Source organism: Tannerella forsythia (assembly GCF_003860135.1).
GTDB lineage: Bacteria > Bacteroidota > Bacteroidia > Bacteroidales > Tannerellaceae > Tannerella > Tannerella forsythia_A.
In genome coordinates this window covers 1-13,508 of record NZ_RQYN01000060.1, presented here as the reverse complement: position 1 = coordinate 13,508, position 13,508 = coordinate 1, and the positions used below count along the sequence as shown (strand labels likewise).

The window sequence follows — 13,508 nt, the reverse complement described above, 5'->3', positions numbered from 1 at the left end:
TTTATTTTCGGTTGGTTTTTCCGGAAGCATAAAATATATTTTGTGGCATAAGTTGATTTTATAAGGAACGACTAAATAAAAGACAAATTGAGACGACGGTGAAAATTATTACCCTCTAAATGTCTAGTCTCCGAGTATAGAGAGCTATTGAGTGTTTCTGTAGAAGTCAACCAGTCACTTCGGAATAGATTATTGGCGCTCAAACGAATATTAAAGTTATTCTTACTCCATCCAACTTGCAGTTGCCAAAAGTCTCTATCTTCATAATAGACCGCTCTGTTCCCTTGTATAGTACGAAACATAGTTTGATATGCTGTTTGGAAGTAAAAATCATTGAGATGATATACAGCAGATGCCTTAAAATAGAATGGTGTCTTAGTCATATCATAATAGCCTAGGAATCTGAAAAATGTCACTGATGGAGATGCTGCAAGTTGTAACTTGCCGTCAAGTAATTTGTAATTAAATGAAGTTCCTATCTGTGTGCGATGATACTGTGCATCCGTATCATAGCGTCTCAACAAAGCTTGACCATTATCGTAATGTTCAAAGATAGGCACATATAAATTTAGCTCCCCATAATACTGACAATAGAGAGATGTAGAAAACTTATTACTAGGAATCCAATTGTATGATAGATTATAGGTGAATTGGCGTGATAAACCTATATTGGGATTTCCTGCGACATACATTAATTCATTATCTTTTAGAATATTTGGGCTTTTTATACTAGCTCCCGGATAATTAGATCCATAGTGAAAGTAAGTCTTGAAAGAGTGCATAGAGGATGGAGAGAATCCTGCAGAAAAATTAAAAAGAGGATAGAGTTCCTTAATTGATTTAGTATTAATCTTATTTTCCTCCCATTGTAGAGAGATATCTGTACTCAGATTCCACCTACTATTGGATAAATTATATCCTATAGTACTACCGGCAAAACGAGATACAAACTTATTGTTATAAGGAGAGGAGCCTGTGTATTTCACATCATTTTGATTTTCGCCATAATAGCCTCGCAAAAAGATTCTTTGTCGCTTTGCTATATCTTTAGAGGCAGTTGCACTTATACCATATCTGTACTGATTCTCTTCTGCATTATTCTCAATAGGAGTCATATTTGGCATTGTGATAGAGTACAAAGTATTATCATTAACATAGCTATAACTTGCATAGGGACTTACACTCAGTCGTAGAGCATTTGCCAAAGCAAAAAAGTAATAACCATTCCAAGTGATAAATCGCTGATTTGTAGGGTTGTCTTTTGTAAAGAAATAGGAGTCTATTCTATCAGGTTCGTAAGAAAGGGTACCAGAAGTCTTTGCCATTGGCTTTTCTCCATAAGAAAAACCTACCGTATTAGCTATTTGGATATTGTTAGAATCATATATCGCCCTCAGCGTAATCGGATACGTGTTTTGTTTATAATCTCCTTTATCAAATAGCTCTTTTCTTGTAATGGAACTGCATCTCCATTACTATCAAGAAGAGAATATGTGCCTATTGTAGAGGCTCCTATATTGTGAAGATTATGATTTGATGCACCGACATAGAGGTCATAAATCATCTTTTTGTAAGCAAATTTGGAGTAGAGTGAAACATTACTGGAAAGTCCGGTGAGAAAATTCTCTTTGACACTTAGTTTTGTATATCCTCCATACTCGTACTTATGAACAATGAAATTAATCACATGTTCATGACCTTGAAATCGAGGATCGGTGGGAAAATCTAAATACTCTACTCTTCTAACATCAGTAGTCAACAAACCTTCAATGTCTTCCTTCGATGCCGGAATAAAATTGATAAATAGTACTACACCGTCACCTGTCTGAGTCGTGATTGCATTATTCATCAGATTGATGCTTATTTGCGGCATTGCAATTTTACGGAGAAGATCCACTGCATTTTGTGCAGAGTTCTTTTGCCTCATCGTAGGCGTAATTACTGATGACTGAGCCGAAGTCTTCTGCAACTCGGCCTTAACTATGACCTCCGGCAGATACTTTGTTTTCAGCGAGTCTGTTTCTTGAGCCAGTACTGAAAAAGGCATTATGCCAATCATTAAGATAAAAAGAAACTTCATTTTCATGTGTATTATTGTTTTTTTAAGATCCCTCTTGATTTCATCTAAAATTATCGAGTCAACACCTCGTATCAAATCTTCTCTTTTGTTGTTCATAGCACAATTCTTTAATTCGTTGCACATATATACTTATATATCCACATCCAAAGTTTTTCTAAAGAAGCGATATCCAATCCCTGTAAAAGTGACTGTCTAAAAGATAAACCATAATAAGAATGAATAAAGATTGATGTCACTTCTGGCAGGTCAATATCAGGTCTTATTTCTTTACGCTCGACAGACAGTTGTAGGATTTTGCTCCATAATTCTGTTTCTTTACATTCATATTGTTCTATTTTTTCTTCTACATCAGGATAGTTTCCTTTTAAGGAGAGGAATAGCTTAAAATAATTCATTGGAGATCTGGTGATATCTTCCGATTGCTCTGTGGCTGTGCGCATTCTTAAACTGATGTGTTCAAGATATACAGTAATGAATGTCCGCAACGGGTTTTTTGAAGAAATTAACTCTTTAGAAAAATATGGCAGGCTTCCCAAATGAGAAAAAACAAATCGATCTACAGTTGCCTTAAAAATATCGGCCTTTGAGCTGAAATGATGAAAAATAAGTCCGCGACTGACATTCGCAGCTTGTTCAATTTCTGCAATAGTAACAGCGTCATAGCCTTTTTCCAAAAACAATTTAAATGCCTCTTCAATAACTTGACTCTTTTTATCAGTTTTACTCATAATCTACCTCAAATACAATAGAGACCGTTTGGTCGGTTTGTTTTTGGCAAAATTACAATGACATGATGAATTCTCCAAATTTCTATCTTCTTTTTTATTTCGTATTGCATTTGCTAGTTGAATTTACGCGCACGTTTTTTAGCGACCCGCATCGTTGAATCGATTATTTCCACTATCTTTGTGTTTTGGCAGCAGACCGGTCTGTCGCTTATTCCTTTGGGGATGAGAGGAAAGTCCGGGCAACACAGGGCGCCATCCTTCCTAACGGGAAGCTGTCCGCGAGGGCAGAGTAACGTAACAGAAAAGAACCGCCGCACCGCAAGGTGAGGTAAGGGTGAAAAGGTAAGGTAAGAGCTTACCGCTCCCGTCGGAATACGGGAGGTCCGTACGTCTGATGGGTTGTAAGGTCACGTATACCGACGATGGAGGGCGGCTCGTCCAATGTCGGGGGGTAGACTGCAAGGAGCTTGCCGGCAACGGTAAGCCAAGATAAATGACAGACGCTTCGTTTCCCTTTTGGGTGACGGAGTACAGAACCCGGCTTACAGGTCGGCTGCCTTTCTTTCAAATAAACAACATTTTATCAATAACGATGCCGGATAATAAGACGACTAAAAAATCGCTCTTTACGCGAATTAGCGAGGGCGTTTCATCACTGATTCGCTTCGTCACCTACGATATTTGGAGGATGACCGAAAACGAAATGAGCGGGTTACGCCGATCCTATATTTACGTAGCCAAAACGGTGATTCTGGCCGTGCGCGGCTTCAAAAGCGAAAATTTGCAGACACGCGCTTCAGCACTGACCTACAGCACGCTATTAGCTCTTGTACCGTTGTTGGCCGTCATTGTCGGCATCGCAAGCGGATTCGGCTTTCGCGATACCATACGAAAAGGACTGTATGATTTTTTCCCCAGCCAGTCGTTTCAAATCGATAAGGCACTCGATTTTGCCGAAAATTACCTCTCCATGGCTAAAGGAGGACTGTTTATCGGAGTAGGACTTGTTCTCCTCTTTTACACCGTCATCAGCCTGATCTCTACGATCGAACGCACATTCAACGACATTTGGCAAGTGCAGAAAGATCGTCCGTGGCATCGCAAGGTAAGCGACTATATGGCCATGTTCGTCATCCTGCCCGTACTAATGACCTGCTCAAGTGGCCTTTCGATCTTTATTTCAACGATCCGAAACTCTTACCTCAACGAATTTATTTTCCTGACTCCGATTGCCGATTTGACACTCAGCCTGCTGCCTTACGTGATCATCAGCCTGTTCTTCACACTGCTCTATATCTTTGTCCCGAACACGAAGGTACGCTTCCTCAACGCGTTGGTAGCCGGGATTATCGTCGGGTGCGTCTTTCAGATTTTCCAGAACTTCTACATCAGCGGACAGATCTGGGTCAGCAAATACAACGCCATCTACGGAAGTTTTGCCGCCCTGCCTTTGCTGATGTTGTGGCTGCAAGTATCATGGCTGATCTGCCTGTTCGGCGCCGAGCTCGTTTATGCTTCGCAGAACGTGAAAAAGTTCAGCTTCGAGCGCGACAGTAAAAATATCAGTCGACGGTATCACGACTTTTTGGCGATCCTGATTGCCACGCTGATCGTAAAACGTTTCGAACAAGGCGAAAAACCTTACACAGCCAATGAACTTTCGGAATCTTACCGCATCCCTATCCGCCTTACCACAAAAATTCTCTGCCTGTTGACCGAGTTAGGCATCCTGATCGAAGTCAATTACGAAGACGACGAACGCATCGTTCATTACCAGCCGGCTTTCGACATTCATCAGATTACCGTCGGCCTCTTGCTGCGAAAGATCGACGAACAGGGATCGGAAAACTTCAAGATCGATACGGACGAGATGTTCAGGAAAGAATGGCATACCTTTCTCGATAAGCGACAAGAACTTTACTTACCCAACAAGGATCTTCTGCTGAAGGATTTATAACCATCGTCATCTTTCGCCGCACGAACAGTCATGAGCTGTCCGGCTAAAATAACAAATATCCTGAAAAGTCTCGTTAAGTGCAATTTTAAACAACAGCGTCGCTTACGGAAATTTATTCTTAACCCCAGATTCCGCAATAGAAAAATAAGCATGAATTTCATTCAGGCCTTCAGCCCTCCGAACAAGGTCTGGATGTCGATCCCCCACCCTTGCGGGATAGGGCTGAAATAATCCGGGCTTTCAGCCCTTATACCCCCTACAGAGGCGGTGAATTGTTGAATTGTTAAATTGTTGAGTTGTTGACTGACCGCTAATGAACAATTACGAATGACGGGATTTAACAATGCCAAATAATCTTGTATATCCATAACCCAAAGATAGCCCTATTTTGATGCGGTTGCCCTGGGTAAAACCCATCCATGAGGGGGGGGGAACCGTAGCTACAGGGGACGATTCGATCGAATGAGGGTATGAAATCAAGTATATCAATACCTCTGCTTCCCGAACGCATTTTTTCCGGCTATTTATTTTGAGTTTTATCGGACAACCCTTAAAAAACACAGAAGAAATTCCCGGTTCGAAGACGATAAACGTCGTACCGCGCCTACTGCGGATCGACATCGGCATGCAGAATAACCTGACGGAACGACGGTATCTGCTGCATCGCCGCATGGGCGGCTTCGAGCGTGTGACGCACGTCTTTCACGGCAACCGAAAGCGGTATCTTCAACATAATCTGGCGCACAAACAACGTCTGCACACGACCTATCGGTGGAACGAAAGGCCCGATGACGTTCGTTCCCAAATCTGCCCGTAACCGCTCGCTGTACATGGCCGCGAACCGGTTCAGCGTCGTTTCGTTCTTCGCCCGCATGATGACCGTGATCAGGCGGCAATAAGGCGGATAGAAGTATTGCTTGCGCTCGGCCAGTTGCGAGAGCGCCATCCCATCGTAGTCAAAGGTCTGCACCATGCGCAGCAGCGGATGTTGAGGCTGTGATGTCTGAATGATAACCGTTCCCTGTCCGGCACGCCGCCCCGCGCGTCCGCTCACCTGCATCATCAGCTGGAAAGCCCGCTCATGGGCACGGAAATCCGGAAAGTTCATCAGGCTGTCGGCATTCAGCACCCCAACCACACTGACATTCCCGAAGTCCAATCCTTTCGAGAGCATCTGTGTTCCGATTAGGATTTGTGTCTTCCCCTCTTCAAAATCGGTCAAAATACGTTCGTAGGCGCGGCGCGTACGAGCATTGTCGAGGTCGAGGCGCGCCGTAACGGCGTGAGGGAACAAAGTGGCGATCTCCTCTTCGACCTTCTCCGTACCGAAGCCTACCATCTTGACCTCGGTGCTCCCACACGAGGGGCAACGCGACAGCACAGGCTGCGAATAACCGCAATAATGGCAAACCTGCCGATGCCGGCTGTGGTGATACGTGAGCGTCACGTCGCAGTTCACGCAGTGCGGCACATAGCCACACGCCTTACATTCCAGCATCGGAGCGAAACCGCGCCGGTTCTGAAATAAAATCACCTGCTGTCCGTGCGTCAACGCCTCGTCGATTTTTTCGCGCAGTAAAGGAGAGAACAGCGTCTCCTTCATGATTTTTTTGCGTCGCAACGTTTTCACGTCGACGATATGAATTTGCGGGACTAACGTGGTGCCGTAACGTTCACACAGCGTGACCAGCCCGTATTTTCCCGTCTTCGCGTTATAAAATGAATCGAGCGAAGGCGTCGCCGAGCCGAGCAGCGTTCGGGCGCCGTGCATCGAGGCCAGCATAATGGCCGCATTGCGCGCGTGATAGCGGGGTGCGGGGTCTTGCTGCTTATACGACGGCTCCTGCTCCTCGTCCACAACAACCAGCCCCAGAGCGGAGAACGGCAGAAACAGCGACGAGCGCACTCCTACTATCACCAACGGCTCGCCGGCCTCAAGCAGTCTATTCCAGACCTCCACCCGCTCCGCGTCAGACAGCCCGGAGTGATACACCAGCAGACGTTTGCCTAACACCCGCGCCAGCCGTTCCGTGATTTGAGTCGTGACGGCAATCTCGGGCAACAGATACAAGGCCTGCCGCCCTTCCCGCAACGTCGAAAGGATCAGATGCAGATAGATTTCCGTTTTTCCGCACGACGGCGCCCCGTGCAACAGGCAAACGGCTTTCGTCGAGAACATCTCGTTGATAGAAGTAAGCGCCGCTTGCTGTGCCGCGCTCAGAGGATAGGGCGGATGTAGAGCCGACGTAAGATGTAACCGGCTGATCTCTTTCCGGTACGCCTCGATCACCCCGCGCCGCAACAGTCCGTTCAGCACCGACGAATCGGCACCCGCTGTTTTCAGGAAACTTTTTCGAGAGATTTCAGGTCTGCCCTCTCCTCGAAAAGGTTTCGTTTCATCGAGGAAAGAGAGTAACAGCTTCTCTTGCTTCGGCGCTCGCCTCAACGATCCAAACACTGGGACGAGATCGGCTTCTTTCTCATACAGGGAAGACAGGCGCAGGTAAACTTCCGTCTTAGGTACGAAACCTCGCTTAAGCTCTTCGCGAACGGTTACGGCTCCCAGCTTCACAAGTTGCGTCAGCGTGGGAATCAGGTTGTGCAAGCCAGTTTTCTTCTCAATCTCTTCTACTGTTTGCGGCTTGCTCTCGCCAGCCAACGTATCGAGCAGCGTTTGCGATTTGGGTGACAAAGGCCGGGTAGCCTCAAAATCGTCGCAAAACGAAACGACTGTTTCACTTCCGAGTTTCAGGCCGGAAGGAACAGCCGCTTTATACACATCGCCCAACGTACAAAGGTAATACGAGGCCATCCATTCCCAGAAATGCAGCTGACGGTCGCGCAGGACAGGCGCCTCATCGAGCGTGGTAAAAACGGATTTGACCGCGTACGAATCGTCGGGAGGCCGCTCGTGTACCTCCCGTACGATCGCCGTATAGTAACGCTTGGCCCCGAACGGAACGATCACCCTGCCGTTCGGCCACACCCGCGATTCCATGCTTTCGGGAATCGCATACGTGTACGTTTGTGCCAAAGGCAAGGGCAGGATGACATCCGCATATTTCATACGTTTTACGGGGAATCTTCTTTTAGAAGAATACGGCAGCCGAAATCATCCACGTATGCGGCTTACCGAGGGTAGAAACAACATCGAAGTTCTTTGTGTCAAGCGTTTCATAATTGTCCGTGAGCCCCAGACTGTACGTCAGTCCCACCTGTACGATATCGAACACCTCGGCACCGGCCGTAAAATTGAGACCAGCCCCAAAACTCTTTGTTTTCAATTGTTCACTGATGCTTCCAGGGATCTTTCTGAGCTTGTCGCCCGACACGCGGAACGAAGCATACGGGCCGGCCGCCACGTAAGGTTTGACGAGCGGCAACATAATCTTGTACTTCAGATTGACGGGCACATCGATATAATCGTTCCGGTATCCTTTATCATTCAATCCGAAGCCTTTCTGACTGTACACTACGGCCGCGTCGACCCCCAGACCGGCTACGGGAATCACCATCTCAATCATCGGGCCGATATGAAATCCGGTGATGTTCTCCGAATCGATCACATCCTGATTAAACTTCACGGAGGCAATGTTTACCCCGCCTTTCACGCCAAAGCGCAACTGTGCCTGCATAGCCGGAGCAGCCAACAAAGCGACAGCCAATAAAAACCATTTCATTTTTTTCATCATCATGATCTCCTATCATTAATATTTATACTCGATTGCAAAGGTATTACAATCCGTTCAATAAACAAACCCGCAAGCCAAAGGGTTCATTTCACACACCGATACAAATGACGAATTACGAATGCAAGTCAACGAAAAGTGAATAGTGAAAGATGTTGAAATGTTGAATTGTTGAGGTGTTTATTGGCTGAACACTGAATAACAATTAAATATAACACCGCACAACTTATATGATAGAGACGCCAAGATTAATTTCTAATGGTCATGGGAAAGTGAAAAACTGTCGTTTAATTTGTGTTCATGCGTGTTCGTCTTTTTTCGTAATAGTAGTAAAAGCTAAATAATACGATGAGAAGGTTGTGTCGAAAAATAATTTCTCCACCCCTTCTCAATTTATATCGGATGATGTTAAATAGGGAAATCGATAAAACCGTTTAATGCCCTCCGCTCCTTGCCGCACGGTTATTTAACTAAATTCCTGACCGTATTTGATCTGTGCGTCGGCCATGTATTGCTTGATTCGTTGCTCTTCGTCTTTCTTGCAAATCAGCAGCACATTACCCGATTCGGCCACAATATATTCTTTCAGCCCTTGAATGACGGCCAACCGGTCCGTATTTTCCAATGCGATGATATTGCTTTCCGATTCGTAAAGTAAAGCCCTTGTTTTCAGCACGGCGTTATCGGCCTCGTCACGGGGAGCGATATCGAAGATCGATCCCCACGTACCCAAGTCCGCCCATCCGAAATCGACACATTGCATATAGACGTTATCGGCCTTCTCCATGATTCCGTAATCGATCGATATACTCGGGCAGTAAGCGAAATGTTCCTTGATAAACGCCTCTTCGGCTGGAGTATTGAAGATGCCCATCCCCATGTCGAAACGCGCGGATATATCCGGGAGATGGCTGCGTATGGCGTTTAAGATCGTGTCGACGTTCCAAAGAAACAATCCGGAGTTCCAGAAGAATTCGCCACTTTCCATAAAGACTTTGGCCAATTCCAGATTCGGTTTTTCGGTGAATGTCTTGACTTTCGTAAAGTCTCCGATCATCGTTTCGCTGCTTTGAATGTAGCCGTAACCTGTCTCCGGACGACTCGGCCTGATACCTAACGTAACGAGGGCATTGTGCAGGCTCACGAAGTCGAACCCTTTTTGGATGGCCGCAAGAAATTCTTCTTCCTTGAGGATTAAATGATCGGACGGAGCAACCACAATATTGGCTTTGGGATTACAGGCCTTGATATGATAGGCGGCATACGCGATGCAGGGAGCCGTGTTACGTCGCGCGGGTTCGAGCAAAATCTGCTCGTCAAGAAGCTGAGGCAGCTGTTCCTTGACCAAGTCGGCATACCGTTCATTCGTGACGACGTAGATATTCTTCACGGGAATGATTTTGGCAAAACGGTCGACGGTCATTTGCAGAAGCGATCGTCCGACGCCAAAAAAATCCAGAAACTGTTTCGGTTTATTCTCCCGGCTGAAAGGCCAAAAGCGGCTTCCGATGCCGCCTCCCATAATTACGCAATAATTATTCTCCATAATACGATTATTTCTCTACAAAGAAAACGAAAGAATCGAACATTTCGTCTGATTTTACAAAAAAATATTATTCCTTACCAAAGATTACCGTCCGACTTCTGCTTTTACCCATTCGATTTCGTAGCCTTTGTCGTCGGCGCGGGTATCGCTCAGAAAATGGACGTATGACAGTCCGTGTTGCGACGCGTTGCGGAGCGGAACGTTCAGACGCTTCCGGTTATCGACATAGACCTCGGCCGCAGGATGTTTCTTGTCGAGGTTCCAGTCGATACGAATCAGGTGCGGCTTGTTATCGCGAATCTTAAGCGTTTCGGGACTTAACGGAACGTCAAACGGCGCATAATGACGCGCGACGCTGTCGGTGGGGTTGAACCACCGGTCGTTGAGCAAAAGGTGTCCTTTTGTGGCGAGGTCGTTGAAGCGAAGGGAAGCGGTAAAGCGTCCCTTGCGAAAAGCGGGAAAATTCCAGACCGCGCCGCGAAGGGAGGTCAGCAGAGAATCGTTCGGGAGGTAGCGCACCTGCAACCGTCCGTCGACGAGCGCGCACCCGGGTGTGCGGTTGTATCCGCAATGTCCGACGATGCCTTTATAATAACTGAAAACGGACCATTGGCGAAGGCTGTCGGAAAAGTCGCAATAGCGGCTTCGCGCCATGAGCCAGTCGACATCGAAGATCAGCATGACACGGTGACGCGCCGACTGTCCGAGCGAGACGAGCACGCGACCAGGATCCGTTTCGACGAACTGACTCTGGTGAACGCTCTTGTCGATACCGGAAGCGGTGCCGAAGTCGGGCGCGTCGCGTCGCGGATCGAGATAAAGCTCACGGAAACCGTGCCACGTGCGTCCGTCATTGTCCGAGAGAGCGGCATGGATAGCGTTGCGGTTCGTAAAGACGTCGTCCCACACGCCGTCGGTATTGTTTACTTCGGGCAGCGGCGTGGTGTTGGACCAGAGGAAAAGCAGCCGGCCGTCGCGCAGTCGGCCGATAGTCGGCATGGTGATCGTTCCGTAGAAAGGCGATGGCGTAGCTTCGTCCCACGTAAGTCCTCCGTCGTGCGAGAACGATTGATAATGCCGGTCTTGCGAAGTGCGGATGAGCATCCATAACCGTCCGTCGTTCAGTTCGACAACGGTCGGCTCCACCGCGCCATGGTTCCATCGGATTCCCTGATGGAAGCCCCCTCCCCGATGATCGGGCGTAGAGACGAACGAAGATTGTCGCCACGTGCGTCCGTCGTCGTCCGAGACAAAAGTGAAGCAGACCTTCGGCAGTCCCGGTTGCAGGCCGTAATGTCCGGCTACCACCACCCGCTTGCCGCCGCGGATAAAGACAGGCGGTTTGAGCATGATGGCCATCGAGTCCGATATCTTGGTGAGCGTACGGTTTCCGTTAATTCCGCCGTCGGTACGTAGAGCATACGTTCCCATGCGGGGAGCGGCGATCAGGCGAAGGTATTCGCCGCTCAGGGGGCTGCGCGTGTCGGCAAAAGGAATGTCGGCGGGCGTATTGACGCGCTTCCATGTAAACCCTTTATCGACGCTCGACAGATAGAACGAGCCGGGTTCGGCCTGTTCGCCATAGTTGTAATGTCTGATTTCTCCCGTTTCGAGCAGCGACAGACCGATATAAGCGTCGCTCGGCGGTACCCCCACCACGCGGGGCGCCATCACAGCCGTATCGGTACCGGCCACCTGTGCCGACGCACTCAGAGCGGCCATCAGCAGAGAAGCGGCCGCATAGATTTTCCTGTTCATCATAAAAATAGGTTTGTCTTTCGTTTTGACGCTTCAAAAGTACCGTTTTTATTCCAAATTTCGTCGAAACGACGAACGCAAAGAAACGCGGTAAGACAAATGACGAATGACAAATGACGAATTACGAATTACGATGTCCGAACGCAAATGAACACAAATAGCGCAAATCAACGCAAATTAAAATTTGTGTAACTTGTCATAACTTGTGCAACTTGTGGTTAAATGCTGACCGCTGATAAGAATTACGAACGCCTCCTCTTGTCATTCCGAACGAAGTGAGGAATCTCACCCTCCAAAAGAGATTCTTCGCTGACGCTCTGAATGACAAATGACGATGTTCCGAACGCGTAAATCAATTACGAATGACAAATGACAAATGACGATGTCCGAACGCAAATGAACACAAATAGCGCAAATTAACGCGAATTAAAATTTGTGTAACTTGTCATAACTTGTGCAACTTGTGGTTAAATGCTGACCGCTGATAAGAATTACAAATGACAAATGACGATGTCCGAACGCAAATGAACACAAATAGCGCAAATCAACGCGAATTAAAATTTGTGTAACTTGTCATAACTTGTGCAACTTGTGGTTAAATGCTGACCGCTGACTGACAACTCAACAATTAAACAACTCAACGAATCAACACCCGAAGGACTGACCGCTGAATGCTTCAAACAGCCCTGAAGAAGCGCAATAAGAGGCCGGATCGAAACTTGAATTTTCAATCCGGCCTCCATGCGTTCATTCACCTTCCGTACAGGGCGGGCACTCCCCCGCCCCGTCGCTTACGGTCGTCTTTTCTTACGACTGCTCGTCTTTCTTCGTGCCGGCGCGACGCGCGAGCAGGTCGGCATAGCGTTTGCGTACGACGTTGATGGCCGTCAGCAGCTCGTCCCACGCCACATCGTCGGGATAGGCGTTGGCCATGGTGACGATGTAGTTACAGAGCGCCGTATAGTCGGCCACGAGCGTGCGACGCATCGCTTTGATGTCGGCCACGGGTTGCTCGGCTGTCGTGGCGCGACGGTCGGCCGCTGCCGCGCGGTAATCGTTGTTCGTGGCGCGTACGGCATCGACTTCGGGCTGCATGCCGAGCGTCGAGATAGCCGAGGCATACGGTTCCTTGGTCAAGTCGTTCAGGAAGTTGTCCGTGGCTCCCGTCTGCTTCTTCACATTGAGCCGGGGCAGGCTGCGATGGTGCGCCCAAAGCGCGTCGAGCGCGTCGAAGGCTTTCCGTTCGGCTTCTTTTTCGGCATACTCATAGTATTGCAGCTTACGCCCGAAGCGGCTCACGGCCACATCGCGCAGGCGGTCTTTTTCGTTCAGCACCTGAGTGTACGGGTCTTTTTGCGGATTACGGGTAACGACCTCGAACGGGTCGATCCCGTCTTTCACATTGTGCAGATACCGTTTCAGCGGCGCATCGGTTCCCAGCAGCACGGCTGCTTTCTTCTCGGTGTCGGACACCGTTTCACGTAACATCGGAATCAATTCCATCTGTTGCAAGCGGGCAACATACAAAGCTTCTAATGTTTTCATTTCGCCTCCTCTTTTAAAATTTTACATCATAATAGTTCATTGATCGCTATTCGGGCATAAATATACGATAATCATTTGAATAATGAACGTATTTTACCACTTTCATTCCATAAAAAACATTAATTTATGCCGTTGTTGTACAACAACAGGGTCAAACATGCTGTTTAAGGGTCGTTGTTGTACAACAACGGGGCAAAACATGCTG

Annotated in this window: 10 protein-coding genes and 1 other RNA gene; 2 read left to right on the top strand and 9 right to left on the bottom strand. The window is 47.5% G+C overall.

Going from position 1 to position 13,508, the window contains the following annotated elements:
- Positions 1-71: 71 nt before the first annotated feature.
- The 3 genes from EII41_RS11940 to EII41_RS11930 all read right to left on the bottom strand — a co-directional run bounded on the left by EII41_RS11940 (position 72) and on the right by EII41_RS11930 (position 2,808).
- On the bottom strand, positions 72-1,325 hold the full coding sequence (locus EII41_RS11940) for a hypothetical protein (protein WP_124790774.1): 1,254 nt from the start codon (positions 1,323-1,325) through the stop codon (positions 72-74).
- A gap of 68 nt (positions 1,326-1,393) precedes the next feature.
- Positions 1,394-2,176 carry a hypothetical protein gene (locus tag EII41_RS11935; protein WP_124790773.1) on the bottom strand — a complete coding sequence of 261 codons (783 nt, stop codon included), beginning with the start codon at positions 2,174-2,176 and terminating at the stop codon, positions 1,394-1,396.
- 11 nt (positions 2,177-2,187) lie between these two features.
- On the bottom strand, positions 2,188-2,808 hold the full coding sequence (locus tag EII41_RS11930) for a TetR/AcrR family transcriptional regulator (protein WP_124790772.1): 621 nt from the start codon (positions 2,806-2,808) through the stop codon (positions 2,188-2,190).
- 188 nt (positions 2,809-2,996) lie between these two features.
- Between EII41_RS11930 and rnpB the strand changes: the two genes are divergently transcribed.
- Both rnpB and EII41_RS11920 read left to right on the top strand, forming a co-directional pair.
- Positions 2,997-3,369: RNase P RNA component class A (gene rnpB, locus EII41_RS11925), an RNA gene on the top strand.
- A gap of 31 nt (positions 3,370-3,400) precedes the next feature.
- The gene (locus EII41_RS11920) at positions 3,401-4,765 is read left to right on the top strand and encodes a YihY/virulence factor BrkB family protein (protein WP_124790771.1); all 1,365 of its coding nucleotides are present in this window, start codon (positions 3,401-3,403) and stop codon (positions 4,763-4,765) included.
- 161 nt (positions 4,766-4,926) lie between these two features.
- Here the strand turns inward: EII41_RS11920 and EII41_RS11915 are convergent, their stop codons facing one another.
- The 6 genes from EII41_RS11915 to EII41_RS11890 all read right to left on the bottom strand — a co-directional run bounded on the left by EII41_RS11915 (position 4,927) and on the right by EII41_RS11890 (position 13,303).
- Positions 4,927-5,133, bottom strand: coding sequence for a hypothetical protein (locus EII41_RS11915; protein ID WP_124790770.1), 207 nt, complete (start codon positions 5,131-5,133; stop codon positions 4,927-4,929).
- 236 nt (positions 5,134-5,369) lie between these two features.
- Positions 5,370-7,832 carry a primosomal protein N' gene (priA, locus tag EII41_RS11910; RefSeq protein ID WP_124790769.1) on the bottom strand — a complete coding sequence of 821 codons (2,463 nt, stop codon included), beginning with the start codon at positions 7,830-7,832 and terminating at the stop codon, positions 5,370-5,372.
- A gap of 22 nt (positions 7,833-7,854) precedes the next feature.
- Positions 7,855-8,445: a porin family protein gene (locus EII41_RS11905; protein WP_260425575.1), complete on the bottom strand. Its 591-nt coding sequence runs from the start codon at positions 8,443-8,445 to the stop codon at positions 7,855-7,857.
- Between the two features lie 475 nt (positions 8,446-8,920).
- Positions 8,921-10,000, bottom strand: a complete 1,080-nt coding sequence (locus EII41_RS11900) for a mannose-1-phosphate guanylyltransferase (protein ID WP_124751879.1) — start codon at positions 9,998-10,000, stop codon at positions 8,921-8,923.
- Between the two features lie 84 nt (positions 10,001-10,084).
- A complete protein-coding gene (locus tag EII41_RS11895; protein WP_124790768.1) occupies positions 10,085-11,761 on the bottom strand; it encodes a sialidase family protein in 1,677 nt (558 codons plus the stop codon).
- A gap of 804 nt (positions 11,762-12,565) precedes the next feature.
- On the bottom strand, positions 12,566-13,303 hold the full coding sequence (locus EII41_RS11890; RefSeq protein ID WP_124790767.1) for a DUF6261 family protein: 738 nt from the start codon (positions 13,301-13,303) through the stop codon (positions 12,566-12,568).
- Between the last annotated feature and the right edge of the window lie 205 nt (positions 13,304-13,508).

Coding starts and splice junctions, on each gene's coding strand:
- EII41_RS11940 (WP_124790774.1), bottom strand. CDS start 1,325: ATGGCAAAGACTTCTGGTACCCTTTCTTACGAACCTGATAGAATAGAC.
- EII41_RS11935 (WP_124790773.1), bottom strand. CDS start 2,176: ATGAACAACAAAAGAGAAGATTTGATACGAGGTGTTGACTCGATAATT.
- EII41_RS11930 (WP_124790772.1), bottom strand. CDS start 2,808: ATGAGTAAAACTGATAAAAAGAGTCAAGTTATTGAAGAGGCATTTAAA.
- EII41_RS11920 (WP_124790771.1), top strand. CDS start 3,401: ATGCCGGATAATAAGACGACTAAAAAATCGCTCTTTACGCGAATTAGC.
- EII41_RS11915 (WP_124790770.1), bottom strand. CDS start 5,133: ATGGATATACAAGATTATTTGGCATTGTTAAATCCCGTCATTCGTAAT.
- priA (WP_124790769.1), bottom strand. CDS start 7,832: ATGAAATATGCGGATGTCATCCTGCCCTTGCCTTTGGCACAAACGTAC.
- EII41_RS11905 (WP_260425575.1), bottom strand. CDS start 8,445: ATGAAATGGTTTTTATTGGCTGTCGCTTTGTTGGCTGCTCCGGCTATG.
- EII41_RS11900 (WP_124751879.1), bottom strand. CDS start 10,000: ATGGAGAATAATTATTGCGTAATTATGGGAGGCGGCATCGGAAGCCGC.
- EII41_RS11895 (WP_124790768.1), bottom strand. CDS start 11,761: ATGATGAACAGGAAAATCTATGCGGCCGCTTCTCTGCTGATGGCCGCT.
- EII41_RS11890 (WP_124790767.1), bottom strand. CDS start 13,303: ATGAAAACATTAGAAGCTTTGTATGTTGCCCGCTTGCAACAGATGGAA.